This window comes from Maledivibacter sp., from assembly GCA_025210375.1.
In the GTDB taxonomy this organism is placed as follows: domain Bacteria; phylum Bacillota; class Clostridia; order Peptostreptococcales; family Caminicellaceae; genus JAOASB01.
This window is the reverse complement of record JAOASB010000052.1, coordinates 280,776-306,702: the sequence shown is the minus strand read 5'-3', so window position 1 is coordinate 306,702 and position 25,927 is coordinate 280,776. Positions and strand designations below refer to the sequence as shown.

Here is a 25,927-nt window from a genome sequence, read left to right as displayed (position 1 = left end):
AGTTCCAAGTCCTAAGATATATAGGTAAAACTTTCAATATAAAATTCTTAGGCATATGAAAAAAACAATCAAAAGAACGAGTAAGATGACTAGTTTATTTTTTGAATCTACGACTCAATTTTTTATAATTGAGTCGTATTTTCTATTTAAGACCTACTAAAATCTACTGATCTATTCCCCAACTCTATTCACACCCTTTTCTTTATGGTAATACTTTGTACTGTCTCTGAATAAAATACCTTTGAAGGTTAATACTTCAAATAATAAATATCATTAAAATTATTTAGGAGAATCCATATGAAAGATAAGAATGCAGTTTTAAAGTACAGAGTATCCAATAATTTAATATTGTCACTTATATTTATCCTTGCCATATCCGATTATATTTTTACATATTTAGGAATAAATGCATTAAGTGTGATCTCTGAAGCAAATCCCCTTATGATAGGATTTATGAAATTGCCATTATACGAAGGGTTATTTCTTAGAAGTATTATAATTTTCATACCTCTGTTTTTATTAAAAATAGTGGAAAAACAATTTGAAAATCCAAAGAACTTTAGATTGATTCTATTTGCGATATTGATCATACAAATCTTCCCTAATATTCTACATGCTATTTGGATCAATATGTACCTGAGTTAAAAATTTATTAGTTAACAGGAACTTTTTAATTTTTTTGCCGTCTAATCTAACAAAGTAGCAAATAAAAAAATCCATGTACTATCTAAAGGAGGACATACAAATGAAATTTAATAAAGTACTTGTATTTACATTGGCGGGAGCAATGCTTGCATCGGGTATAGTAGCATCGGCAGAGTATAGTCCAAATAAGGCCTTACAAGAACCTGTACCAATTTCGAGTTTAAATGTTAATGAAAAACCACAGGACTCCTATGAAGGTTTTCATTTTGTCATTGTAATTAATGGAACTGCATTAAACCCTGAAGAAAATAAAGTATATATGAAGGATGACGATACTATAATGATTCCATTAAGAGCCGTCACTGAAACTTTAGGATACGAAATCCAGTGGAATAATGAAGCTAGGGTAGTGGAATTATTAAAGGGTCCCAACTTAATTATGGTCAAACCAGGAGAGGATTATTATAGCTTTGGAAAAATGGCTCCAGTAAAATTGGGTACAGCATCGGAAATCTTAAAGGGTACAACCTATGTCCCATTAAATTTCTTAACTGATATCTTAAAAGTAGAGACTGTAATGGATGAAACAGGCGGTATTAACATCACCTCACAACAAACTGAAACTAAGGAAAGCACTCTTTTACAAACCCTAGGGAAAATCAGTGAAATAAATAAAACAGAAAAGGGTACTAGCCTATGGATTGAAGGAGAGAACTCCGATGAAGGATATGATTCTATTGTTTTACATATAAATGAGGAAACCCCTTTAATTGATCCAATAACCGATAAAACCCTATCCATAAAGGATTTAAAACAAGGAGATTCTGTCAGAGCCTTCTATGGCCCAGCATTAACTAGAAGTCTACCTCCTCAAGGACAGGCTGAAAGGATAGAGCTTTTAAAGGATGTAACGGTTAAAGCAGGCGTTATCACCGATATAATGAGTTATGATAAAACCAACCAAATTCTCATAGGAGATAAAGTTAATGGTATAGTTCTAACCATTAGTGATAAAACAAAAATAATTACAGAGGATAATAAGGAATTAGCATTTACTGATCTGAAAAAAGGAATGGATATAGAAGCCTATCATTCTCTTATGGCTACAATGAGTTTACCACCTATTTCATCGGCTGAAAAGATTGTAGTAAAAAAAGTAGATACTCAAGCTTCCACGGAAAAATAATTTATGTTATTAAAAAAGTTGACCTATTTGTAAAGGTCAACTTTTTTATTCAATATCAACTAGTATCCTATCATTGTTGCTATTATTAAAAATCCCGCACCTACACTAAGCCAGATACCTAGAAGAGGTACCATGAACTTTAACCATTTTTCATATGGAATTTTGGATACTGCTAAATATCCCATCAAGGTTGCTGATGTTGGTAAAATAGAATTAGTGAATCCATCTCCTAATTGAAAAGCCAGCACAGTGGTTTGCCTTGAAACCCCTAATAAATCTCCCAAGGGTGTCATTATAGGCATGGTAGTTGCCGCCTGACCACTGCCCGATGTAATAAAAGTATTTATTATTATTTGCATTAAATACATACCTAAAGCAGCCACAGAACTATGAAATGATGAGATTAAATCCGATAATGACTTTACAACTGTATCAATAATACAAGCATCCTGCATCACAACTAGTACCGCCCTTGCAATACCCACAATTAAAGCACCGAAAACTATTGACTTTGCACCTTCAACAAATTCCTTTGCTATTTGACTAGGTCCAAACGACGATACAATACCACTTACTATTCCAATTATAAGAAAGGCCGTTGTTAGTTCCTCAATCCACCAGCCCCTATTAGATACTCCCCAAATAATAAGTCCGAAACCAACTATTAGAGTTAAAATAACAATATAATTCTTTATTGACATATCCTTAAGATCATTTAAATCAACAATCACTGTATCCTTCTCTTCCTCTTCTAGATCTGCTACTATGCTATTTGCCATATTACCCTTTATTTTTTTTGTATATCTAATAATATATATACTAGTTACTACTAATAAACAAATCAATAAAATAGCCCTTAACCAAAGTCCAGAAAACATTGGTACCTCTGCAATACTTTGAGCAATTCCAACGTTGAAAGGATTTAGCAATCCTGCTGTAAACCCACAGGCAGCTCCTAGTGCTATCATGGAAGTTCCAGTAATTGCATCAAACCCTAGGGTTCTAGCAACGGCTATACCAATGGGCACAAACATCATTACCTCCGCAGACATTCCCATTGTGAATCCGAAAACAGAAAATATAGTTAGAAAAATAGGTATAATTATTTTTTCTTTACCCATAAACTTTTTAGCTATTTTACCCGTTATACCTTCTATCGTCCCCGTCGAGGAAATAATTTGAAAAGCTCCCCCTACAACAAATATAAAGAATATTATACTTGAAGCACTATTCAGCCCTTTGACGAAGGCCCTAAAAACATCAATTATTCCCGTTGGATTTTGTTCAATATACTTAAAAGAATCAACCACAATAAGGGTCTTTCCAGTCCTTACATCCTTAACCCTTTCAAATTCTCCAGCGGGTATAATATAAGTCAGCAAAGCGACCAATATAACTAGCATGAATATAATTACATAGGTATGTGGTACTTTGAAAAGCTTTCTTTTAGGTTTCATTTCCTTTGCTACCATATAATCCTCCTTTAAATAAGTTTATTTGTCATCTCAAATCTATATAAATCAATTGAGCGGATTGCATAATTACCTTCCGTAAAAAACATCTACTATATATAGTTTTAGAATCTGCGAAGCCATACCACCAAATATGCTATATCTTAAATATTCAAATTAAGGATGATATTCGCATATGCAATTTCCTCAATTAACTATAGTTACTAAGCTCTTTTCCTAGATCATAAATAGCCTGGGCAGAAATATGAATTCCCTTATTAAATAGATCCATTTTCATATTTTCATTAGGTGCATGATTACATTCATCCGCATTACCATATGGAACTGAAATGGATGGCACTCCTAATATTTTCGTCCATATATAATCCGGTAGACTTCCACCTATTACGGGCATTTCAACGGGTCTATCCTTAAAAAAACAGCTGACCGCCTTAACAATAGTTCTTGATAATGGTAGATCAGTGGATGTACGAGAGGGCAGCATATCCTCCTCAACTCTTTTGATCTTGACCCTTGGATTTATATTGACAATATGATTTTTTATCTTCTTAAATACATCTTCTGGATCTTGATCAAATGCGAGTCTTACTTCCATTTTAGCAATTGCCCTTCCCGGTATTATGTTCTTGGCCCCGGCACCTATATACCCACTTTTAAGTCCATTAATTGTTAGGGTAGGCTTAAACATTAAATTGCTATAAAACTGATTTTTAGTAAGTTCTAATTTTTCTACACCATAAATCTTTGCAAGTTCTGATGGTTCATATGGAAGTCTTTCAATAAGCTTCAAATCATATTCGCTAGGTGGTACAACATCTTCATAAAAGCCTTTAATCAATACATTGTCGTCTTCATCCTTCATGGTATTCAATAGCTTTACCATCTCCCATGCTGCATTTTTTATAACACCCCCTTTATTGCCTGAATGATTATCAGTGGTAGATGTATCTAAACTCAAATCAAAATTCATCACTCCCCTAACTCCAAATATTATGTTTGGAACATCATTAATCCCCATAGCTCCATCGGATGTATATACCATATCAGCTGATAATAATTCTTTATTTTCTCTAGCGAATTTAGCTAGATGCTTACTCCCTATTTCTTCTTCTCCTTCAAATACAAATTTAATGTTTATAGGAACATCACCCAGGACTTCTAAGTAATGCTTTACCGCTAAGATATGGGTTATCAATTGCCCCTTATTATCTGCTGTTCCCCTTCCATACATCCTTCCATTTCTTATCTCTGGTTCAAAGGGCTGGCTTTCCCATAAATCTAAATCACCTACTGGCTGAACATCATAGTGTCCATAAAACAGTAATGTCAAAGTTTTTTCCCTATTTGACCTTAGATGTCCGAAAACGATAGGATTTCCATCGGTATTAATTATCTTTGTCTCAATACCCGCTTTTTCCATAATTCCTTTTAATACTTTTGAACATTTAGCTACCTCAAGGTTATTATTACTTACACTTGGTTGGGCAACTAACTTTTTCAATTCCAAGATATTGTTTTCAGTATTAGCATCAATATAACTATGAACTTTTTTAATAGGCATGACTATTTCCTCCCCTTACTTAGTTTGATATTTTATTCAGATATATTAACTTAATTAAGCAATTCATATGCCAAAGGCCCTTTTATATAGCAAATTCAAATATTTCCTTAATATAACTGCCTAAAATCCAATGTTATTTTCCAAAATAGACCTACTATTAAGAACGCTCTTACAAATTAGGGGAATATTTATTTGATATACACCTAATTTAATTTTATTTACCCCCTAAATTCTGCATTTAAAAAACATCCTGCCTCGATTATCGAGACAGGATGTTTTTCCTATATCAGCAGTTATCACATATGTCTTTCATCATTTTTATGGAGATGCATCAACAATTTTCTTCCCTTCTCTGTAATAATGCTGCCTTGTCTAGTTGTTCCTGAAACAATCAGTCCATAATTCTTTAATAGAATTAATCTTTGTCTTATCTGATCATCTGTAATATAAATATTTTTTTCATTTAATAAGTCTCTCAGCCTATTTCTACCGATTCTCATATTATTAAAATACGCGTATTTTAATTGATCCAAAATAAGTATACACTGATTTAATACATTTTTAGATTTTAAATCATCAATAATTAATTGGTACTCTTCACCTATATTTTCCTTGGTTTTTAATAACTTCTTCGGTAAATCCATTTTCTTAATTACTGCACTTTCTGAGATACATTCTAAATAACTAACCAAATTTTCCAGTTCTCTAATATTACCTGGCCAAGAATAAGCTTCTAATATTTCGATTACTTCTCTATCAATTTCTTTGTGTCCATTCATTTTTTTGAAAAAATATTGGATCAAATCCTTGATATCTTCCTTCCTCTCCCTTAGTTTTGGTAATGATAGTGACAGAACATCCAATCTATAGTATAAATCCTCTCTGAACTTTCCTTCGTTGACCATTCTGATTAGATTTCTATTTGTAGCAACAATGATTCTAACATCAATAGGAATGATTTTTCTGCTACCCACGGGCATAATCTCTTTTTCTTGAATTACCCTCAATAATCTTTGTTGTATCTTAAGAGAAGCGTCGCCAATCTCATCGAGAAAAATAGTCCCCCCATGGGCAATTTCAAACAGCCCTTTTTTTCCTCCCTTTACGGCCCCAGTGAAGGCTCCTTCTTCATATCCGAATAATTCACTCAAGGCTAAATCATCTGCTAAGGATGCAAGATTTACAGCAACAAAGGGCCCCCTTTTCCTGCGGGATTCATTGTGTATGGCTTGTGCAAAAATTTCTTTTCCTGTCCCATTTGCCCCCTGTATAAGAACTGTAAAGTCACTTTTGGCTATTCTATTTGCAATTTTTATTTTATTCAGTATTATATCGCTTTTACCAATTACATCATCAAATGTATATTTTGCATTGAACCCTTTACTTAACAACTTCTTTCTCACAATATTTTCTAATTTCTGAATATGCGTTATGTCTTGTATCCCTAAAATAAATCCTAATTCCTTATTATCCTCATTAATTATTTTACTATTAATCATCATCTTTTTCCCTTTATAGTCAATGATTTCATTATGCTGTTCTTTTTTAATTTCTAATAAATCTATAATATTACCTTCTCCAAAAACTTTTCTAAAGTCCTTATTTATAATTTTATTATGGTCACATTTAACTATTTCTGAAAAATCTCTATTACAGAATGTTATGGTATCTTCACTATTAACAAAAGCTAGTCCTTCACTAATAGTCTCAAAAATACTTAACAGAATACTATTCATATTCCTATTATAACTGTTGTATCTAAATATTTTTTCATTATAGCTTTTTGTAATTAGTCCGAGCTTCTCAATTGGCATGTTTAAATTAATAAAGATTTCTATTATTGTACTTATATCAATATATTTCTCTCCAATACAAACAACATTTTCTACACCCTCTGGTACTAAATCCTCTCCCGTTGTAATCACAGTGTCTTTAATATCCAGTCCACTACCTTGAACATATGGAATTAGATCTAAATGAAATATCCCCATTTGCTTTAAAAGGTTTATGGTGACCTTCGCTTCCCTTATGAAATTGCTAATAACAGATACCTCTGACCCTGGCTTTAGACTCAAAACCTCTAGTAAATTACCTAGTCTTATAGTCCTTTTTGCCACAATAACAGGTGTATTTCCTTTTATTTTCTTTAATATATCCTTTACCATACTATTATCTGTACATACTATAACCTTGGATTTCAATTCATTAACATTTTCTAAGTTTCCATATAAAACCCCTATTACTTTATTTGTATAAGCGAATATATCCTTTAGCTGTTGTACCAATAGATCATTTGTCAAGGGATCATAGGAAATTAAAGCTATTTCACCTTTCATTAGATTTCACCACCTTATAATTTTTATGGTAGCTTCAAAGATATTTCTTAAAAGTTTCTCAAACCGAGGAGACATTAGTATCTTTTCTCCCTATATAATCCTTTGTAATTAATTCAATTTAGTAATTGTTTTTCCTTTTTTTTAATAAAAAAATTTGATAACTGAGGAAATTGCATGACTCTTACTTGGATAAGCCTAATATGGGAATATCATCATTGATTTAACTGCTTAAGATATAAGTATACTAAAACAGATATTCTCACAATCTACTGTACTGGTTGACCTGTATGTATGTCAAGTCCCCCTGAGATTGGCAAATTAACACCATTACATGAACTTGAATCCTCGGATGCTAAAAAATACATGGCTTTCGCTACTTCATCTGGAGTACAAATTCTTTTAAGTGGATTTGCTTCGTTAAACATATCTATAACTTCCTGTGAATTTGCTAAAAACATAGGTGTTGCACATGCTGAAGGGCAAACATTATTCACACGAATATTGTATTTTCCATAGTCAAGTGCCATAGCTTTAGCCATATTTACAACAGCACCTTTTGCTGCATTATATGCTGCCATATTGTAATCTCCAAGCATACCTGAAACTGAAGCTGTATTCACTATAGTTCCTCCACCATTTTTAATCAGATAGGGTACAAAATATTTTGAAGTTAAATATATAGACTTTACATCAACATTAAATATCTTGTCCCAATCTTCTTCCTTGGTTTCATGAAGCATTCCACCAGTCCAAATACCAGCGTTATTAATGACACTATCAATTCCACCTAATGTTTCTAGGGTATAATCATAAAGTGCCTTTACTTCACTATCCTTTGTGACATCACATTTACAAAAGTATACTTCCTGAAACCCTTGTTCTTTAAGCTCTTCAATCAATTTTTCTCCCTTTTCTTGATTAATATCTACAACCATAACTCTCCATTCTCTTTGAAGGAAAAGTTTAGTTGCACTAAGCCCCATTCCTGATGTTCCACCAGTTATCAATACTCTTTTTGACATGATATTCATCCCTTCTAAAATATTATTTCCTGTCATTCAAGAATTCTTTGATTCCATCAATACATACTTTATGATCTAGTTCCCCAGTCAATCCACAAACAGTAATAGAACCTACAACTCCAACATTTTTGATTATTAATGGGAACGATCCTCCAACTGCTTGGAATTTTTTAGGATCTAAAAGACTAGATTTATCAAAAGTTGTTCCCATATCCTTATACATTTCCTCAACAAACTTAGATGAGTGATTATATCTATCTACAACATTCTTCTTTCTATCATACCAGTATGCATTCTCTACCATTGTTCCATCCATTAGATGGGAAAATAATACTTGTCTATTTCTCTCAATTTTGATGCCTATACCTCCTTCATCTAATCCTTTTGCTATTTTTATAAATGTCAATCCTAGATTTAATGCATCCTCACTTGAAAATTTAGTGAATTGAAATTCTTCTTCTAATTTTAGTAAATCCTTCATTATTTGATTCATATTTTGTCTCCTCTCACATTTCATGATTTCGTTATTAGCGAACAACATTCATTAATAATGCAATGTTATAATACCATTTACTTTTCTTTCCGTCAACGGTTTTTTGTCATTATCGAATACAAGTCGGTTATATTGAAACCCCTTGTTCTTTATGCTATACTAGGATTACATTATTCTTTTAAAAGTATAAGATAAAAATTTAGGAGGAAATATGAAAACTATCCAATCTATAGATAAGGCAATATTTGTCCTTGAACATGTATCAAAGCAAAATGGAAAGCTTACTTTAACAGATATAAGTATAGCTCTTGATATAAAAATAACCACATTGCATGGAATAATTTCCACATTAGAGTATAGAGGATTTCTACATAAAAATCCTGAAAATAGTAAATATCATTTAGGTGCAAAGCTTTTTGAAATGGGAAAGATTTATGAGGCCGATGTATCTCTTATCGATACTGTTCACCCCTATATAGAAAAGTTAGCTGATGAATTTAGTGAAACGGTTCATCTTGCCATTCCCTTTGAAAATAAAATTCTTTATATTGACAAGGTGGAATCTAAGCATCCGCTAAGGCTTACTTCCATGGTTGGAACAGTTGAAAAGGCTTATGATTCTGCAATAGGTCTTGTAATTCTTGCTCACCTTTCGAAACCTAATTTAGAGAAATTCATGCAAGGATTTAGTAATAAGGAATCAATGAATAAAAAGACTCCTCAACTTATGGATATTTTTAATCAAATAAAACAAGATGGATTCTATATAAAGTTTGAACCTGAAAATGACTTTTACTGTATGGCTTCTCCATTAATAAACTCAAAATCCATAGCTATCGGTGCTATAAGTATTGTTATTCCAAATCACAGATATAATGAACAGCTAAGTAGAAAAATATCCTATAGATTTAAAGAAATATCTGATTTTCTTAAACAAATTATTTAAACATAGGAGTTTTTATTTTCCTTCTAGCACAGATTTTTTGCATTCCTACGCATACACTTAAGGCATTCTCATGCTTCACTGCTCATAGAACTAGGCTTCTCTCCTGTGCTAATTGCTGAAAGATTAGGACATGATAAAGTCGAAATCACTCTAAACACTTACTCACACTTATATCCAAATAAGTAAACTCAAGTAGCGGAAAAACTACAAAATTTACAATTAGAGCCAAAGCATAAATTTAAAAGCCTATAACCCTTATATTTAAAGGTTATAGGCTTTTTGTTTATTACTCCCACTCAATAGTTGAAGGTGGCTTACTAGTTATGTCGTACACTATTCTGTTTACATTATCTACTTCATTCACTATTCTATTTGATATCTTTTCAAGGACATCATATGGTATCCTAGCCCAGTCAGAAGTCATACCATCTGAGGATGTAACTGCTCTGATACCCACTGCATGGCTGTAGGTTCTTTCGTCACCCATAACTCCAACTGATTTCATGTTTGGTAGGGCTGTGAAGTACTGCCAGATCTCTCTTTCCAAGCCAGCATTTTTAATTTCTTCCCTTAGTATAGCATCGGATTCTCTTACTATTTTAAGCTTATCCTCTGTAATTTCTCCTAATACTCTAATAGCAAGTCCTGGTCCTGGGAAAGGCTGTCTCCATACTACTTCCTTTGGCATTCCTAATTCTTCTCCAACTCTTCTAACCTCATCCTTAAACAGTTGTCTAAGGGGTTCTATCAATTCAAACTTCATATCCTCTGGAAGTCCACCAACATTGTGGTGGCTTTTGATTACTGCTGCTTCATCGGTACCACTTTCTATAACATCAGGATAAATTGTTCCCTGTAATAGATAATCCATTTCTCCAAGCTTACTAGATTCTTCTTCAAAAACTCTTATGAATTCTTCTCCAATTATTTTTCTCTTTGTCTCTGGGTCAGTTACTCCCTTTAGTCTTCCTAAAAATCTTTCTCCAGCATTTACTCTGATAAGATTCATATTGAATTTCTCACCAAAAACTGCCTCTACTTCATCGCCTTCATTTTTTCTTAGGAGTCCATGATCGACAAAAATACAGGTTAGGTTATCACCTATAGCCTTGTGTACTAAAACTGCTGCTACCGATGAATCTACTCCTCCAGATAAAGCACATAAAACCTTTTTATCACCAACTCTTTCTTTTATCTCTTTTATGGTTTTCTGTGCGAAATTATACATAGTCCAATCTCCTGAGCATCCACAAATCTCATATAGGAAATTTTTAATAAATTGTTTGCCAAATGGAGTATGCTCAACCTCTGGATGGAATTGAACAGCATATAACTTCTTATCTTTATTTTCCATTGCAGCCACTGGACAGTTATCTGTTGTAGCCGTTATCTCAAATCCTTCTGGAGCCACTTCAATAAAGTCAGTATGACTCATCCAACAAACAGATTTATCTTCAATATTTTTAAATATATCCTTATTTTTAGGTATATTAAGTTGAATTTTTCCGTATTCCCTTGATGGGGCTCTATTAACTTTCCCATCAAAAAGCTTTGCCATAAGCTGTCCACCATAGCAAATCCCCAATACTGGAATTCCCTGTTCAAATACTTCCTTAGAAATGGTTGGTGCATTTTCTGCATATACACTTGCGGGTCCACCAGTAAATATTATTCCTATAGGATTCTTTTCCTTGATTCTTTCTAAAGCCTTTTTATATGGAACTACTTCACAATATACATTTGCTTCTCTAACTCTTCTAGCAATCAATTGGTTATACTGTCCGCCAAAGTCAACTATCAATACTAGTTCTCTTGACTCCATGATAAACCCTCCCTATTAGTCTCTAAAGCTATAATTTGGTGATTCCTTTGTTATATGGATATCATGGGGATGGCTCTCCTTTAATCCTGCCCCAGTTATCCTTATAAACTTACCATTCTCTTTAAGATCGCCGATTGTAGCAGCTCCACAGTATCCCATTCCGGCCTTAAGTCCGCCTATTAATTGATATATAGTTTCTCTAAGGGCACCTTTATACGGCACTCTACCTTCTACTCCCTCAGGAACAAATTTTTTGGTATCTTCTTGGAAATATCTGTCCTTACTTCCGGCCGCCATAGCTCCAAGTGATCCCATACCTCTATAAACCTTAAAGCTTCTTCCTTGATAGATCACTGTTTCCCCAGGACTTTCCTCTGTACCCGCAAATAATGAACCCATCATTACCAAATCTGCTCCCGCTGCAATTGCCTTTGGAATATCTCCAGAATACTTGATACCACCATCGGCTATTATAGGAATATTATATTTTTTTGCAGCCTGAGCGCAATCATAAACTGCAGTTACTTGAGGAACACCTATTCCTGCCACAACCCTTGTTGTACATATGGATCCAGGGCCTATTCCTACCTTAACAGCATCTGCTCCGGCTTTAATTAAATCTTCAGTTGCTTCACCTGTAGCAACATTACCAGCTACAACTTGCAGATCTGGATATTCAGTTTTAACTTTTTTAACGGCATCAAGAACACCCTGTGAATGTCCGTGGGCAGTATCTAAAACCACAACATCTACACCTGCTTTTACTAAAGCAGCCACTCTTACCATCATATCATCGGTTATACCTATTGCAGCACCTGCTAGAAGTCTATTTTTCTCATCAGTCGCTCTATTTGGATATTTTATTGCTTTCTCAATATCCTTAATAGTTATAAGTCCCTTTAATGTACCTTCTTCATCAACTATCGGAAGCTTTTCTATTTTCCATTTTCTTAATATCTTTTCTGCCTCATCTAATGTTGTACCTTCCTTACCTGTTACTAGGTTTTCCTTAGTCATTATATCATCAATTTTTTTACTGAAATCATTTTGAAATCTTATATCTCTATTAGTCAAAATCCCAACTAGCTTTTCATTTTCATCGGTTATAGGAACACCTGAGATATGATATCTCTCCATTAATTCTAATGCATCAGCAATCACATGGTTAGGAGACAGATGAAATGGATCAACTATTACTCCATGTTCACTTCTTTTTACCTTGTCTACTTCCATGGCTTGTCTCTCAACGGACATATTTTTATGGATGATTCCTATTCCACCTTCTCTAGCCATTGCAATTGCTAGTCTTGCCTCAGTAACAGTGTCCATTCCCGCACTCATAATTGGTATATTTAGCTTTATTTTGTTAGTAAGTCTTGTTTTTACATCTACTTGTTTAGGTAGAACTTGTGATTTTTGTGGTATAAGCAGTACATCGTCAAAGGTTAAGCCTTCTTTAATTAATTTTCCCTCCATAATTCACAACCTCCAGTTTTTTCATATTATTTGCAAATGAACGAAATATAAACTCAGATTAATCATAGAAAGCTTTAAAAATAAAAGTAGTTTTTAATCTCCCATGGATAATCCGGGTTAAAATCAATAAATAGAAAATCTGCATAATAACTCCATAGGAGTGAAATTATTATGCAGACAAATTACATACTAAATTCATGTCCTTAAAGTAAAGACAGTATGCATTATAATAATTTCACCCATAGTCAGACAATTTACGGTTGACTGGTAGATACTTCCAGACCCTATTACTGGATTTATATGAGTGTTACTATTCTGTTTATTATTTCTATATAAAGTATCAAATTTATCTATAATTGTCAATACAGCAAATAATTGTTGGAATATTTAGCAAATATAAATCTACTGGGCCGAGGATCTAGGCTTTTGCAGTTCTAAGCTTAAAGTGGTAGGGGCTAGGTAAAGTTTTGCTCCCTCTTCTTGGCTTTTTAAAAAGATCTAAGCTCCTATGATTAGTCATAGGAGCTTAGATCTTACTTTTCTTCATCTTGAGGATTTCCAATGCTTCCTGGGTCTTCTCCAAAGGATACATGGGTATCCTTCATATTGGTTAAATCCCTATTATTTTCAGTATTATTCCTTTTCCCATTTTTGCTCCTAAAAATGTTGAAAAAATTATCAAATAAGCCCATAACGCACCTCCTTTGACATATATTTTTTATATTGATCAAATTGCATAATCATCTTCTATGGGAAATTATCTAATATACCATATACATTATGCAATTGCACCAATCCAAAATTATTTAATTTCTTCAAATTTTAAAAATTATCCAAGCTTTCTAATTATGTTTATCTTCTTCATAATTTACAAGCAATATATATCTATTTACTTGAAATACTATAATTAAGAAATATTCGTAAAGGAGGATCAATAAAATGTATTCTAATACTAGGCTAGATGAATCTAGCCTTAAGGTTATCGAAAATCAATTAGCCTATGAAGCAATGATGAACAGAAAGTACAATTTATATGCATCATACTTCAATGATGCTCAACTCAAAAACCTTTGCCAAAAATCCTCTAATAAGCATAAAGAAAATTATAATAATCTACTTAATTATCTAATTTCATATCATTGAGGAAATTGCATAACTCTTACTTGGCACAATTGCATATGCGAATATCATCCTTGATTTAAATACTTAAGATATAAGCATATTTGATGGTATAGCTTTGAGGATTTTAAAACTACATTTAGTAGATGGTTTTTATAGAAAGTAATTATGCAATTTGCTCCATTAAAGATAATTGCTTTTGAACTTAAACTATAGGAACGAATATCCATAGTATTTCATCTTTTTTGAAATTAATTCAAAAATGTCCTAGGGAGGTTAAGCAAATGTCTTATGACAACAATTTTAGTGAAAAGGAATTATTAAATGATTTATTGATGTCAGAAAAACAGGTTACCTCCACATATAATACGGGTATCATCGAAGCGGCTTGCTTTGATCTAATATCTGCTTTAAATATATGTTTAAGTAATGTCCAAAACTGTCATTTTGAAATATTGGAAGCTATGAATCAAAGAGGGTGGCATGAACTAAGGGAGGCAGATTCCCAGGAGCTTGAAAATACTAAGAAAAAATTCATGGAAATGTCTAATGAATTATTATAAAAAAGTGCATACTGCACTTTTTCAGGCTGTTGAGAAACCCGAATTTCTTCGTTGTTGCCTAGGCCAAGAACCCTTACGTATGTCTGTATACGCTACGGCCTCTCGGTTTCAGCACGCCTCGAACTTCGAATTGTTAGGCAACCCGACATCTTGTTGACTTTGTCAACAATCTGAAAAAGTGCATACTGCACTTTTTTGATTTAATTAGATGGGTTTTGTAAAAAGTAATTATGTGATTTGACTATTTAGCATAATTTTACTTTATAATTATTTAATGCATAGAATATATCTTCTTCAAATATCACAAAATAAACTTGGGTAAACCAAAATATCGTTTCTTAAAGGAAGGAGAGTTTGTATTGGCTCAATTAAATCAAGTGGACCTAAGTAACGTTAGTCAACAGGAATTGCAAAATTTAAGGCACATCATTGATGGTCATAAAACAATGGTTGCTAAATTAAATGATTATGCTTCAAAATGCCAAGACAGTCAAATAAAGCAAATGTTTACACAAGCGGCTCAATCAGCTCAAACTACTGTTCAGCAATTGACCAATAAATTATAATGAATTAGGAGGTATATGCTATGGCTATGCAGGAAAAAGAAATGGTATGCGATGTTCTATCTATGACAAAGGCTAGTATGTCAGACTATACTAACTCAATAGGTGGATGTAGTAATCAAAGTCTTAGAAATGCGTTAACTCAGCTTAGGGCTGAAGCTGAGCAATTTCAAAATCAATTGGCTCAAATAGCTACTCAAAAAGGATATTATCCTACATCTCAGCCTGCTACTCAACAGGATAAGCAACAGCTTAAGTCCCAGTTAACTCAAGGATAATAGTATATAACAAGGGTGTCTCAATGGTTTATCCTTTGAAACACCCTTTTTTATTAGAACTATGAAAAAGATAAATAAGTAAGATGAGTAGTTTATTTCTTGAATATACCTTATTTTAGATATTCAGGAATATGATATCTTGATATCAAATCTTCATAGGTCTCTCTTTCAACAATTACCTCAGCGTATCCTTCATTTACAAGGACTACGGCAGGTCTTGTAACCTTATTATAATTATTCGCCATTGAATAATTATATGCTCCTGTACTAAGAACCGCTAAAACATCCCCCGATTGAATCTTTGGAACCTTTAGATCCCATATAAGTATATCCCCGGATTCACAGCATTTCCCGGATATTGTTACTGTTTCTTTCACTTCTTCATTTGCTTTATTAGCGACAACGGCTTCATATTTTGAACCATAAAGGGCAGGTCTTGGATTATCGGGCATTCCACCATCAATTGCGGCATAGGTTCTAATCCCAGGTATTTCCTTTATAGAACCTATGGTATATAGGGTAATCCCTGCTTCTCCTATAATCCATCTACCAGGCTCAATTATAATAGTAGGCATATCCAAATTGAATTCTTCACACTTTTCAGATACCGTCTCAATTATGGCACAGGTAAAATAGCATATGGGCTTTGGACTGTCTCCCTCAGCATAATATATTCCATATCCCCCACCGGTATTTAATTCCTTTGTAATAAAACCCAATTTATCCTTAGCTTGTTTTATCAAATCCATAGCTTTTTTGGTCGCCATTATATGGGAACTGTTGTCAAATATCTGGGAGCCCACATGAAAATGAAAACCTAGAAGTTCAACGTTCTCATACTCCATTCCAAGCTTAATTGCTTCAAATATTATATTATCCACAAGGGGAATTCCAAACTTTGAATCCTTCTGACCTGTTATAACGTATTTATGGGTATCACTTTCTACCCCTGGAGTTATTCTATATAATACCCCTGGTTTCTTGTTCATTCTATTTCCTATATCATTTATTAATTCAAGCTCATATAGATTATCTACAACTATTCTTCCCACGTCATTTGATATCGCAAGCTCCAATTCGGCCCTACTTTTATTGTTACCATGGAAAAATATTTTCCCCATGGGAAAGCCTGCTGTTATGGCAGTATATAGTTCCCCACCGGAAACCACGTCTAAACACAGTCCTTCCCTTTCTATAATCTTGCACATAGCATGATTTAAAAAGGCTTTACTAGCATAGGCTGCTTTAACATTCTCATATTTTAAAAAGAAATTATCTCTTATTTCTTCACATTTTTCCTTAATAATATCCTCGGATACGACATATAAAGGTGTACCGTATTCCTTGGCCAGCATTACTGTATCCAAGCCCCCAAACACATAGTTTCCATTTCCATTAGTACTTCTCTTCACAATAATCACCCATTTCTCATAATATCCATTTAATTGTAATATTAATCAAGCAATTATTGTGCCAATATGAACATACTATAAAATGAGCAATTCATGTATACTATATTCTATTTTTTCCGGATTATCGGATTAATTGATTTAAGAAAAACTTGTACATTGTATTTTCAAGGAAATTTTCTATCCGTTTTTTAGAACTAAATTCCGTATTCCAGGAATGATTTTTATACTACTACAGCTACATATCAATGTCATATTTCTTTAGCTTATCATAAAAACTTGTTTTCCCAATCCTAAGCATATTCATTGCTTTCTTTTTATCCCCCTCACAAATTCTAAGGGTATCCATAATAATCATTTTTTCCGCATTAATTACTGCCTGTTTTAGAGTCATGGTATTTTCTTTATTTTCACTGTTTTCCCCATAACTAGGTTCTATTTTCAAATACTTAGAAAGTATAGTATTCCCTTCACATAGGATTACTGCCCTTTCAAGAATATTTTCAAGTTGTCTAATATTACCTGGCCAATTATATTGTTTTAGCTTCTTTAAGGCCTCCCCCGATATATGCTTCTCATCATATCCAGCTAGCCTGCATATTTGAGGCAATTTGGAATATACAATCCCATGTATATCTTGCTTTCTCTCCCTTAGAGGTGGTATCCAGATAGGAAATACATTTATTCTATAGAATAAATCTTCCCTAAATCTACCATTTAAGACCTCTGCTTCTAGATTTTTATTTGTAGCTGCCATGATCCTTACATTTACTTTGATCTCCTTAGTCCCACCTACCCTGAAAAAGGATTTGCTTTGCAAGACCTGTAAAAGCTTTACCTGCATAGAAGGAGGTATCTCAGATATCTCGTCTAGAAATATGGTTCCCCCCTTTGCCATTTCAAAGAATCCTATTTTCCCCTTGGTCTTTGCACCGGTAAATGCTCCTTCTTCATATCCAAAAAGCTCACTTTCAATTAGATTCTGTGGTATGGAGCCACAATTTACTTGAATAAAGGGTTCGTCCTTAACCTTGCTTGCCTCATGTATTGATTTTGCCATTAATCCCTTTCCAGTACCACTCTCACCCAATAATAGAACTGTGGAATTAGATTTTGATGCTTTATAAAGAAGATTTTTAACCTCCTTTATTTCATCACTTTCTCCAACAATATTTGGAAACAAATCAATATTTCTTTCCCCTTGCTTTATCTGTTTCTCAACTTCTTCTAATTTCAAAAGTGCTTCATTTCTTTCCTTAATCAATTCCTTTAGTCCAGATATATCCTTAACCTTTAAAACCGCCCCTGCTCTTTTACCATTTCTATCTACAGGTGCAAGTGAACATAGGGTTGGTCTTCCATTTATCTCCATAAATTTATCCTTAAAGGTAAAGTTTTTTCCTTTAGCCGTTTCATAGAACTCTTTAATGGCCCCTACATGACCATGTATCTCAAAAATATCTCTTCCGATAACCTTTACTTCCAGGTTTTTCCCCTTTGCCATATATTCCTTGCCAATAATTAAATCTAGAATACTTTCACGCCTTATTGTATATCCATTTGCTTGATAGAACTTAACTTCGCCCGTTTGTCCATCTAGTACCACCATATGCCCTATTGCATTAATATATTCTATTTCAAAGGTTTCTTCATCTATAGATATATTTATAGATCTTCCTATGAAATCTATACTTACCCGAATATTCTTATCTGAAAACTCCCTATCCAAACTCATAAATTCTTCACTTTTATCTTTTATGTATTTATATATAGGAGAAGCCTTATCATCCTTATATGTACCTAGGGCTATTATAGAATCACCCACATCCATATTATTATCTTCAATCCCTAGCACACTTAGATGCCCTGGAGTAAGTCCACCATCGTCTCTTCCTAGATTATTGTCGGCTATTATTACTATATCTCCCTTTAAGATTCTACCTGCTTCATGACCCTTACCTTGGTTATATATAACTCCGAATACTTCCTTTGCCTTTTTATTATATATTTGAATTATTCCTCTATTATCAATAAAGATAAAGCCTTCTGACATCATATCTGTAAATTGATTAATATAGTCCATATCCACAAACATAAGATAGCCTCCTTGACTTACCTACTACTCCCATTATATACAGATTTAATGTAATTAAAAAGGAGTGGGAAAATCCCACTCCTTTTTATTATATATTATTATCTAAAAACTATCGACTATTTATTACATCATTGGAGGCATTCCGCCGCCCATTCCCATCGGTGGCATATCATTCTTTTCTTCTGGAAGATCAGCTACTGCAGCTTCAGTTGTTAAGAATAAAGCTGAAATTGATGCAGCATTTTGAAGAGCTGAACGAGTTACCTTAGTTGGATCAACGATACCAGCTTCAAGCATAGCAACATATTTTTCATTTAATGCATCAAAACCAATACCAGCATCTGCATTTCTAACCTTTTCAACTACTACAGAACCTTCAAGACCTGCATTGATTGCTATTTGTCTTACTGGTTCTTCAAGGGCTCTTCTGATTATTAATGCACCAGTTTTTGCATCTCCTTCTAAGCTCTCTATTACTTTTTCTACAGCTGGGATAGCATTTATAAGTACAGTACCACCACCAGAAACTATACCTTCTTCAACAGCTGCTCTAGTTGCATTTAAAGCATCTTCAATTCTTAATTTTCTTTCCTTCATTTCAGTTTCAGTAGCAGCCCCTACCTCTATAACTGCAACTCCACCTGAAAGCTTAGCAAGTCTTTCCTGTAGTTTTTCTCTATCGAAATCCGAAGAAGTTTCTTCTATTTGACTTCTTATTTGTCTAATTCTATCTTCGATTCCTGAAGTTTCTCCAGCGCCATCGATGATAGTTGTATTTTCTTTATCTATCTTAACAGATTTTGCAGTACCAAGCATATCTATTTCAACTGTTTTAAGGTCTAAACCTAATTCTTCTGAAATCACTTGACCACCAGTTACTATAGCTATATCTTCAAGCATTGCCTTTCTTCTATCACCAAAGCCAGGAGCTTTAACGGCAACACACTCAAAGGTTCCTCTAAGCTTATTAACAACAAGTGTAGCAAGTGCTTCTCCTTCAATGTCTTCAGCAATAATTAGAAGTTTCTTTCCTTGCTGAACTATTTGCTCAAGGATTGGAAGAATCTCTTGGATATTTGTAATCTTTTTATCAGTAATTAATATATATGGACTCTCTAATACTGCTTCCATCTTGTCAGTATCAGTTACCATGTAAGGAGATACGTATCCTCTATCAAACTGCATACCCTCAACTACTTCTAGAGTAGTTCCCATAGTTCTTGATTCTTCAACAGTAATAACTCCATCTTTTCCTACTTTTTCCATAGCTTCAGCTATAAGAGAACCGATTTTTTCATCAGCAGCTGATATAGAAGCAACGTTAGCAATAGCTTCTTTTCCTTCTATTTGCTTTGAATTATTCTTGATTTCTTCAACTGCTGCTTCAACAGCTTTTTCGATACCTTTTTTGATAATCATTGGGTTCGCACCGGCTGCTACATTTTTTAATCCCTCTCTGATTATAGCTTGAGCAAGTAATGTAGCTGTAGTTGTACCGTCACCAGCAACATCATTAGTTTTAGTAGCTACCTCTTTAACTAATTGAGCCCCCATGTTTTCATATACATCTTTTAATTCTATTTCACGAGCTATAGTTACACCATCATTAGTGATAGTTGGTGAACCAAATTTCTTATCTAAAATAACATTTCTACCCTTAGGTCCTAATGTAACCTTAACTGTATCAGCTAATTTATTAACACCTTCTTCTAATTTACGACGAGCATCTTCACAGAATTTAATTTCCTTTGCCATTGTATTAACCTCCTTATGTAGTTTATACCTGTTCTTTTATTACTCTACTACAGCTAATAAATCATTTTGCTTTACGACAGTATATTCTTCTCCGTCATATTTAATCTCAGTTCCCGCATACTTTGAGAAGATAACTTTGTCACCAACCTTAACTTCCATCTTAACCTCTTTACCATCAACCATTCCACCTGGTCCTACTGCTACTATTTCAGCGATTTGAGGCTGTTCCTTTGCTTGGCTTGGTAAAACTATACCACTTTTAGTCTTTTCTTCAGCTTCTAGCTTCTTGATAACAACTCTGTCACCTAATGGTTTGATGTTCATTATAAAACCTCCTCATTTTTTTGTTTATTTAAATGTAATTTCTAACCTAATTATTAGCACTCACCTTCAACGAGTGCTAATCACAATACTAATTTACATTATTAGTAATTATATGGCAAATCTCATTTGAAGCTATTTTTTACCATATCTATTAATTTTAAATGATTATTACCAATTAGGAGATTATTATTTGCATTATCTTAGTTTTTCTTTGTTTCACTCTTTAGTTCTATTTTTTCAGATTTATATTAATATAAAGCATCAATAACATTCCTTTTTTCTTCATATTTTTTCGTTTAAAACATTATTTTTCAACATTTTTCAGGTCTTCATGACAAAAGCACTAGTACAAGTACTAATGCTTTTAATCTAATTTTTTTTATTTAAATCTTTTCATAAAAATTCCTTTAATAACCTATTTATTATACTTTACGCATATTGGACACTAACCTTCTAATCAGTGACTTTTCTCCTTCAACTATAAGGAATGCAACTGGAATTATAATCAAAGTAAGTATAGAAGAGATTATCATTCCAAATATTATGGAGTAAGCCATAGGCGCCCATAGACTTCCCCCCGTAAGCCCTAATGGGATCAATGAAATTACAGTTGTTACCATACCGATCATTATCGGTCTTATTCTAGTGGCACAAGCTTCTATTATTGCGGCTTTTAAGCTTTCACTTTCATTTCTAAGTAGTTTAATGTAATCAAGGAGAACTATTCCGTTGTTTACAACAACCCCCATTAAGCTAATAGCCCCCAGAAGAGCCATAAATCCTACAGGGTATCCTGTAAGCTTTAATCCCCAAATAACACCTATAAAGGAAAGGGGTATGGTTCCCATTATAATAAGTGGTTCCCTTAGATCCCCAAATTGTACAACGAGAATCAAATAGATAATAGCCACTGCAATTATGGATGGAATAATCATTGATGAAAAAGCTTCACTTCTTTCTTCACTTTCTCCTCCCACTACTAGGGTATAGCCCTTAGGCAGCTCATACTCACCCAAAGCCTTTTCTACCTCTTTATGGGCCTGTGCTGTATTATGTCCTTCCCTAATAAACATTCCTACTGCAATATTACGTTTGGTGTCTCTTCTCATAATGGTATTTCCTGTGAATTCATTTTCTATTGTTGCAATCTGATTTATAGGTATATTCTCTCCTGTAAATCTCGATGTAAAGAATATATTATCCAGAACCTCTTTATTATGTTTATTTGCATCGGGAATCTTCATCAAAACTGGCATATCATCATCATCAATATTTTTTTGCTTCAATTTAGTGATTTCCAGTCCATTTATAGCCATTCTTACGGTAGTAGCTATATCATAGTTTGTAAGTCCAACAAGATTGGCCTTTACTTCGTTGACATTAATCCTCAGTTTATATGAATCAAAGCCATAGTTATCTTGAACATTTTTTACGCTTGGAATTTCTTCTATTATTTCCTTCATTTCACTTGCAATTCTCTTAAGCTCTGTGATATCATCTCCTGATACCCTTACCTCTATTGGGAAATCAACGGGATATGCATTTTCAAGTCTCTTTATATTGATTCTTGCTCCCGTAACATCTTCATCTAATTTTTTTTGTATGCGTTTTATATCCTGTTTCTTACCATTTACAATAAATTGTGCTTTGTTACTAGCTTTAGTTATAGGTATAAAGGTTACATAATACTTTAATGGCCCATCGCCAACCTTAGACATGAAAAGTTCTACGGACTCATCTTCTAAAAGCATATCCCCTATTTCCTTAACTATTTCTCCAGTTTCCGATGCCGTACTTCCATCTTGAACCGCCACATCAATTATATACTGATCCCTCTCAACATATGGGAATAATTGAACTCCTAAGCTAGGTACTACTGCTAAGCTCCCAATAAATACTGCTAAAGCTATCAGAATAACAGTCTTAGGTTTCTTCAATGCTCCACTTAAGATGTTCTTATATATATCAACCATCCTTTTCGCAAAGCTGTCAAGCTTAAAGATTTCTTCTAGTTTTTTAGATACGACATTTTTCTTTTTGCCTTCTCCTTTAAGCCTTAAAATCGTATATCCCATTGCAGGAATCATAGTAAGGGAAAACAGATAGGAACTAAATAGTGCCACAGAAACAAGTATCGGCAAGCTTCTAACAAACTTTCCTGCGACCCCTTGCATCATAGCCAAGGGTAAAAAAGAAGCGATACTTGTGAGTGTAGAAGTTAAAATAGCAACTTGAACTTCATTTACTCCTCTGATACATGCCGTTTCTCTATCGAAGCCCTTTTCCATATAAAGATATATACTATCGTTAGCAACAATCCCATTGGCTACCAATAGGCTTAATGAAATTATTAAAGATGCTATGGAAACCTGATGAAGCTCCATTGAAAAAAGCTTCATAAAAACAAGTACTGACATAATAACTAAAGGAATCGATGAAGACACCACTATAGAGCTTCTTGCTCCCATGGCAATTAAAATCACAATAATTACTAGAACTATAGCCGATATAAGATTATCTTCAAATAAACCTATTGCCTCTTCAACATAAGAACCCTGGTTAGTAAGAATGGAAAGCTTCATGCCTTCATAAATCTCAGATTCAAAGTCCTTTATCACTTTTTCAAGTCTTTTACTGACTTTGACCATGTTCCTTCCTTCAGCATATTTCACTCCAATAACTAATGCCTTTTCATTACCCACCATTATATACTCTTCTTTTTTCTCTTCAGTCTTTACTATGTCCGCAACATCCTTTAAGTATATTGGATTTCCGCTTTCAGAGATTTGTATAACCGTATTCATTATTTCATCAATATTCTTATATTCTCCTGTGGTTTGTACGGGTATCTTAATATTACCTATCTCTAGATTTCCACCTGGAATATTGACATTTCTTGCTTTAAGTGCTTGTATGATAAAGGTAGGGGCTATCTTATACTGTTGAAGCTTAACCATATCCAGATTAATATGTATTTCCTCATTTATTTGCCCATCTATCTCTACACCCTTAACACCTGGATCAGCTTCTAACCTATCCTTTAAATCATCAGCCAACTGTTTTAAATTTTTATAGCTATGTCTATCACCTGATAATGTCACAAGCATACCAAAGGTCTCTGTCAAATCAGTGTTTACCACTGGTTCCCATGCCTGAGATGGTAAATCCTTCTTTACTTCATCTATATCATTCTTTAATTCATCCCAAACCTTTTCTACCTTTCTATCGCTTAAATCCTTTAGAGTTATCCTTATAACACCTATACTATCCTTACAATAGCTTCTTAATCGCTTTATCTCGGATATTTCCTTGATTTTTGACTCCATAGGCTTTATTATCAACTTTTCAATATCCTCTGGACTAGCTCCAGGATATATACATTGTACCGTTGCTTCTGGGGCAACTACATTAGGATTTTCCTGCCTTTCCATATCTCCATATATTAGAATCCCACCTAGGAGAACAAAAAAGCATATCATCATCACAACACTTCTATGATTTACGCTCCATTTTACCATTATTTGTCTCCCTCCACCTTAACAATGTCATTATTTTTGAGCTTAAATTGTCCCTTTACAATTATTTTCTCACCATCACTCAAACCCTCTATTATCTCAACCTTATCCTTTACAATTGAACCCGTTGTGACCAATCTCTTATTTACAATATTCTCCTTTTGGGAATACACAAATACAGTAGGCCCCTCGGGCATATTTATTACGCTATCTATAGGAACAAGGATAGACTCCATATTTTCAAAGGGAATTGTGGCCTTAGCTACCATACCCGGCTTAAGAGCTAGATCCATATTCTCTATGGTTATTTTAACGGGGAAGGTTCTAGTTTTTGTGTCGGCCATGGCTCCAATTTCTGTAATAACGCCATCATATTCCTTTTCCACACCATATACGTAAACCTTTGTCTTCTGACCCTTTTTTATCTTGTTTATATGTTCATCGGGTACACCTATTTCTGCTTCTACATTATCCAGTTTTCCTAGTACTACTACTGGATATCCAGCTGCAACAGTCTCCCCTGCCTCAAATAGTTTTTTTACGACTATTCCATCTATGGGACTATAGAGACTTGCATCGGCAAGATTAGAATCCGCAAGCTCACTCATTGCCCTAGCTTGCTCCAGTTTTTTAGCATATATTTGCTGTGCATTAATTGCTTCATTATATTTATTTTCTATAGTTATAAGGGCTGTTTTGATCTCATCTAATTTATCCTCTGATACTGACCCCTTTTCGTATAGTTTACTAATGCTGTCATGTCTTTTTTGCATTAAATCTAATTGAGATTTCGCTTGATTTATGGCAGATGGTATCTCACTTTTAACCTTTAGCTGCAAGGATTCATAGTTGGACTGGGCTGCAATCATATTTAATCTATACTGATAAGAATCCAGGTTTGCCAATAAACTGCCTTCTTTAATAGAACTTCCCTCTTCAAAATCAATTTTATCTATTACCCCGGGAACCTTAAAGGCAACCTTTACGGTCTTAGAGGGTTTAATATTTCCACTTATAGATATTTCATCTGAGTATTTATTTTTGTTTGCTTCAAATACCTTAACAGGCTTTTTAATTTTTTCTTGCATATTTGCCATCTCACCATCCACAGCACACCCTGACACCACTATTTGAATGGATATTACTAAAGCTATAAAAATACTTAATTTTCTTTTCATTATTTATCCTCCTATTACAAAACTTGTAAAACTTTTCTAGTTTTCCTAGTACCAATTTAATTTTAGCACCACTTCCAAAATGACATGATTTTGACTTGAGCATTTATCATCCAAATGGTGCTTAAAAGTGTTCACCTAGATTATTCATAGTAATATTTTATATAGCTTT

General features: G+C 33.7%; 21 protein-coding genes, 1 pseudogene and 1 riboswitch. Of the genes and pseudogenes, 8 read left to right on the top strand and 14 right to left on the bottom strand.

Going from position 1 to position 25,927, the window contains the following annotated elements:
• Positions 1-297: 297 nt before the first annotated feature.
• Both N4A68_19030 and N4A68_19025 read left to right on the top strand, forming a co-directional pair.
• Complete coding sequence (locus tag N4A68_19030) at positions 298-645, top strand: DUF5658 family protein (protein ID MCT4566394.1); 348 nt, start codon at positions 298-300, stop codon at positions 643-645.
• 100 nt (positions 646-745) lie between these two features.
• Positions 746-1,831 carry a copper amine oxidase N-terminal domain-containing protein gene (locus N4A68_19025; protein ID MCT4566393.1) on the top strand — a complete coding sequence of 362 codons (1,086 nt, stop codon included), beginning with the start codon at positions 746-748 and terminating at the stop codon, positions 1,829-1,831.
• A gap of 59 nt (positions 1,832-1,890) precedes the next feature.
• On the opposite strand, the gene N4A68_19020 is transcribed toward N4A68_19025, so the two are convergent.
• From N4A68_19020 to N4A68_19000, 5 genes are all read right to left on the bottom strand, one after another.
• A complete protein-coding gene (locus N4A68_19020; protein ID MCT4566392.1) occupies positions 1,891-3,303 on the bottom strand; it encodes an AbgT family transporter in 1,413 nt (470 codons plus the stop codon).
• Between the two features lie 190 nt (positions 3,304-3,493).
• Positions 3,494-4,864 (bottom strand): M20/M25/M40 family metallo-hydrolase, encoded by a 1,371-nt coding sequence (locus tag N4A68_19015; GenBank protein MCT4566391.1) that lies wholly within the window; start codon positions 4,862-4,864, stop codon positions 3,494-3,496.
• Between the two features lie 296 nt (positions 4,865-5,160).
• Positions 5,161-7,200, bottom strand: a complete 2,040-nt coding sequence (locus N4A68_19010) for a sigma 54-interacting transcriptional regulator (GenBank protein ID MCT4566390.1) — start codon at positions 7,198-7,200, stop codon at positions 5,161-5,163.
• Between the two features lie 266 nt (positions 7,201-7,466).
• A complete protein-coding gene (locus N4A68_19005) occupies positions 7,467-8,222 on the bottom strand; it encodes an SDR family oxidoreductase (protein ID MCT4566389.1) in 756 nt (251 codons plus the stop codon).
• Positions 8,223-8,244: 22 nt separating this feature from the next.
• Complete coding sequence (locus N4A68_19000; GenBank protein MCT4566388.1) at positions 8,245-8,715, bottom strand: heme-binding protein; 471 nt, start codon at positions 8,713-8,715, stop codon at positions 8,245-8,247.
• Positions 8,716-8,926: 211 nt separating this feature from the next.
• Between N4A68_19000 and N4A68_18995 the strand changes: the two genes are divergently transcribed.
• Both N4A68_18995 and N4A68_18990 read left to right on the top strand, forming a co-directional pair.
• Entirely contained in the window at positions 8,927-9,661 is a 735-nt protein-coding gene (locus N4A68_18995) for an IclR family transcriptional regulator (protein ID MCT4566387.1), read from the top strand.
• 45 nt (positions 9,662-9,706) lie between these two features.
• Positions 9,707-9,847, top strand: a pseudogene (locus tag N4A68_18990) (tyrosine-type recombinase/integrase).
• A 100-nt stretch (positions 9,848-9,947) separates the two neighbouring features.
• Here N4A68_18990 and guaA read toward each other — a convergent pair.
• The 3 genes from guaA to N4A68_18975 all read right to left on the bottom strand — a co-directional run bounded on the left by guaA (position 9,948) and on the right by N4A68_18975 (position 13,651).
• A complete protein-coding gene (guaA, locus tag N4A68_18985) occupies positions 9,948-11,483 on the bottom strand; it encodes a glutamine-hydrolyzing GMP synthase (GenBank protein ID MCT4566386.1) in 1,536 nt (511 codons plus the stop codon).
• Between the two features lie 15 nt (positions 11,484-11,498).
• Entirely contained in the window at positions 11,499-12,959 is a 1,461-nt protein-coding gene (gene guaB / locus N4A68_18980; protein MCT4566385.1) for an IMP dehydrogenase, read from the bottom strand.
• Between the two features lie 222 nt (positions 12,960-13,181).
• A riboswitch (purine riboswitch) is annotated at positions 13,182-13,283 on the bottom strand.
• A 209-nt stretch (positions 13,284-13,492) separates the two neighbouring features.
• Entirely contained in the window at positions 13,493-13,651 is a 159-nt protein-coding gene (locus tag N4A68_18975; GenBank protein ID MCT4566384.1) for a hypothetical protein, read from the bottom strand.
• A 247-nt stretch (positions 13,652-13,898) separates the two neighbouring features.
• Between N4A68_18975 and N4A68_18970 the strand changes: the two genes are divergently transcribed.
• The 4 genes from N4A68_18970 (at position 13,899) to N4A68_18955 (ending at position 15,482) form a co-directional block, all read left to right on the top strand.
• Positions 13,899-14,102, top strand: coding sequence for a hypothetical protein (locus N4A68_18970; GenBank protein MCT4566383.1), 204 nt, complete (start codon positions 13,899-13,901; stop codon positions 14,100-14,102).
• A gap of 260 nt (positions 14,103-14,362) precedes the next feature.
• Positions 14,363-14,641: a spore coat protein gene (locus N4A68_18965; protein MCT4566382.1), complete on the top strand. Its 279-nt coding sequence runs from the start codon at positions 14,363-14,365 to the stop codon at positions 14,639-14,641.
• Between the two features lie 359 nt (positions 14,642-15,000).
• Positions 15,001-15,207, top strand: coding sequence for a hypothetical protein (locus N4A68_18960; GenBank protein MCT4566381.1), 207 nt, complete (start codon positions 15,001-15,003; stop codon positions 15,205-15,207).
• A gap of 20 nt (positions 15,208-15,227) precedes the next feature.
• Positions 15,228-15,482: a spore coat protein gene (locus tag N4A68_18955; protein ID MCT4566380.1), complete on the top strand. Its 255-nt coding sequence runs from the start codon at positions 15,228-15,230 to the stop codon at positions 15,480-15,482.
• A 110-nt stretch (positions 15,483-15,592) separates the two neighbouring features.
• Here N4A68_18955 and lysA read toward each other — a convergent pair whose 3' ends face one another.
• The 6 genes from lysA to N4A68_18925 all read right to left on the bottom strand — a co-directional run bounded on the left by lysA (position 15,593) and on the right by N4A68_18925 (position 25,758).
• Entirely contained in the window at positions 15,593-16,894 is a 1,302-nt protein-coding gene (gene lysA / locus N4A68_18950) for a diaminopimelate decarboxylase (protein ID MCT4566379.1), read from the bottom strand.
• A gap of 235 nt (positions 16,895-17,129) precedes the next feature.
• A complete protein-coding gene (locus N4A68_18945; GenBank protein ID MCT4566378.1) occupies positions 17,130-18,986 on the bottom strand; it encodes a sigma 54-interacting transcriptional regulator in 1,857 nt (618 codons plus the stop codon).
• A 123-nt stretch (positions 18,987-19,109) separates the two neighbouring features.
• On the bottom strand, positions 19,110-20,741 hold the full coding sequence (gene groL, locus N4A68_18940) for a chaperonin GroEL (protein MCT4566377.1): 1,632 nt from the start codon (positions 20,739-20,741) through the stop codon (positions 19,110-19,112).
• Between the two features lie 39 nt (positions 20,742-20,780).
• Complete coding sequence (gene groES / locus N4A68_18935) at positions 20,781-21,065, bottom strand: co-chaperone GroES (GenBank protein MCT4566376.1); 285 nt, start codon at positions 21,063-21,065, stop codon at positions 20,781-20,783.
• Between the two features lie 422 nt (positions 21,066-21,487).
• Positions 21,488-24,583: an efflux RND transporter permease subunit gene (locus tag N4A68_18930; protein ID MCT4566375.1), complete on the bottom strand. Its 3,096-nt coding sequence runs from the start codon at positions 24,581-24,583 to the stop codon at positions 21,488-21,490.
• Complete coding sequence (locus N4A68_18925; protein ID MCT4566374.1) at positions 24,583-25,758, bottom strand: efflux RND transporter periplasmic adaptor subunit; 1,176 nt, start codon at positions 25,756-25,758, stop codon at positions 24,583-24,585. The genes N4A68_18930 and N4A68_18925 overlap by 1 nt, the downstream gene beginning before the upstream one ends.
• Positions 25,759-25,927: the final 169 nt, after the last annotated feature.

What these genes read in the sequence shown, in the direction of transcription:
- N4A68_19030 (MCT4566394.1), top strand. Translation starts at nt 298, where the DNA reads ATGAAAGATAAGAATGCAGTTTTAAAGTACAGAGTATCCAATAATTTA.
- N4A68_19025 (MCT4566393.1), top strand. Translation starts at nt 746, where the DNA reads ATGAAATTTAATAAAGTACTTGTATTTACATTGGCGGGAGCAATGCTT.
- N4A68_19020 (MCT4566392.1), bottom strand. Translation starts at nt 3,303, where the DNA reads ATGGTAGCAAAGGAAATGAAACCTAAAAGAAAGCTTTTCAAAGTACCA.
- N4A68_19015 (MCT4566391.1), bottom strand. Translation starts at nt 4,864, where the DNA reads ATGCCTATTAAAAAAGTTCATAGTTATATTGATGCTAATACTGAAAAC.
- N4A68_19010 (MCT4566390.1), bottom strand. Translation starts at nt 7,200, where the DNA reads ATGAAAGGTGAAATAGCTTTAATTTCCTATGATCCCTTGACAAATGAT.
- N4A68_19005 (MCT4566389.1), bottom strand. Translation starts at nt 8,222, where the DNA reads ATGTCAAAAAGAGTATTGATAACTGGTGGAACATCAGGAATGGGGCTT.
- N4A68_19000 (MCT4566388.1), bottom strand. Translation starts at nt 8,715, where the DNA reads ATGAATCAAATAATGAAGGATTTACTAAAATTAGAAGAAGAATTTCAA.
- N4A68_18995 (MCT4566387.1), top strand. Translation starts at nt 8,927, where the DNA reads ATGAAAACTATCCAATCTATAGATAAGGCAATATTTGTCCTTGAACAT.
- guaA (MCT4566386.1), bottom strand. Translation starts at nt 11,483, where the DNA reads ATGGAGTCAAGAGAACTAGTATTGATAGTTGACTTTGGCGGACAGTAT.
- guaB (MCT4566385.1), bottom strand. Translation starts at nt 12,959, where the DNA reads ATGGAGGGAAAATTAATTAAAGAAGGCTTAACCTTTGACGATGTACTG.
- N4A68_18975 (MCT4566384.1), bottom strand. Translation starts at nt 13,651, where the DNA reads ATGGGCTTATTTGATAATTTTTTCAACATTTTTAGGAGCAAAAATGGG.
- N4A68_18970 (MCT4566383.1), top strand. Translation starts at nt 13,899, where the DNA reads ATGTATTCTAATACTAGGCTAGATGAATCTAGCCTTAAGGTTATCGAA.
- N4A68_18965 (MCT4566382.1), top strand. Translation starts at nt 14,363, where the DNA reads ATGTCTTATGACAACAATTTTAGTGAAAAGGAATTATTAAATGATTTA.
- N4A68_18955 (MCT4566380.1), top strand. Translation starts at nt 15,228, where the DNA reads ATGGCTATGCAGGAAAAAGAAATGGTATGCGATGTTCTATCTATGACA.
- N4A68_18945 (MCT4566378.1), bottom strand. Translation starts at nt 18,986, where the DNA reads ATGTTTGTGGATATGGACTATATTAATCAATTTACAGATATGATGTCA.
- groL (MCT4566377.1), bottom strand. Translation starts at nt 20,741, where the DNA reads ATGGCAAAGGAAATTAAATTCTGTGAAGATGCTCGTCGTAAATTAGAA.
- groES (MCT4566376.1), bottom strand. Translation starts at nt 21,065, where the DNA reads ATGAACATCAAACCATTAGGTGACAGAGTTGTTATCAAGAAGCTAGAA.
- N4A68_18930 (MCT4566375.1), bottom strand. Translation starts at nt 24,583, where the DNA reads ATGGTAAAATGGAGCGTAAATCATAGAAGTGTTGTGATGATGATATGC.
- N4A68_18925 (MCT4566374.1), bottom strand. Translation starts at nt 25,758, where the DNA reads ATGAAAAGAAAATTAAGTATTTTTATAGCTTTAGTAATATCCATTCAA.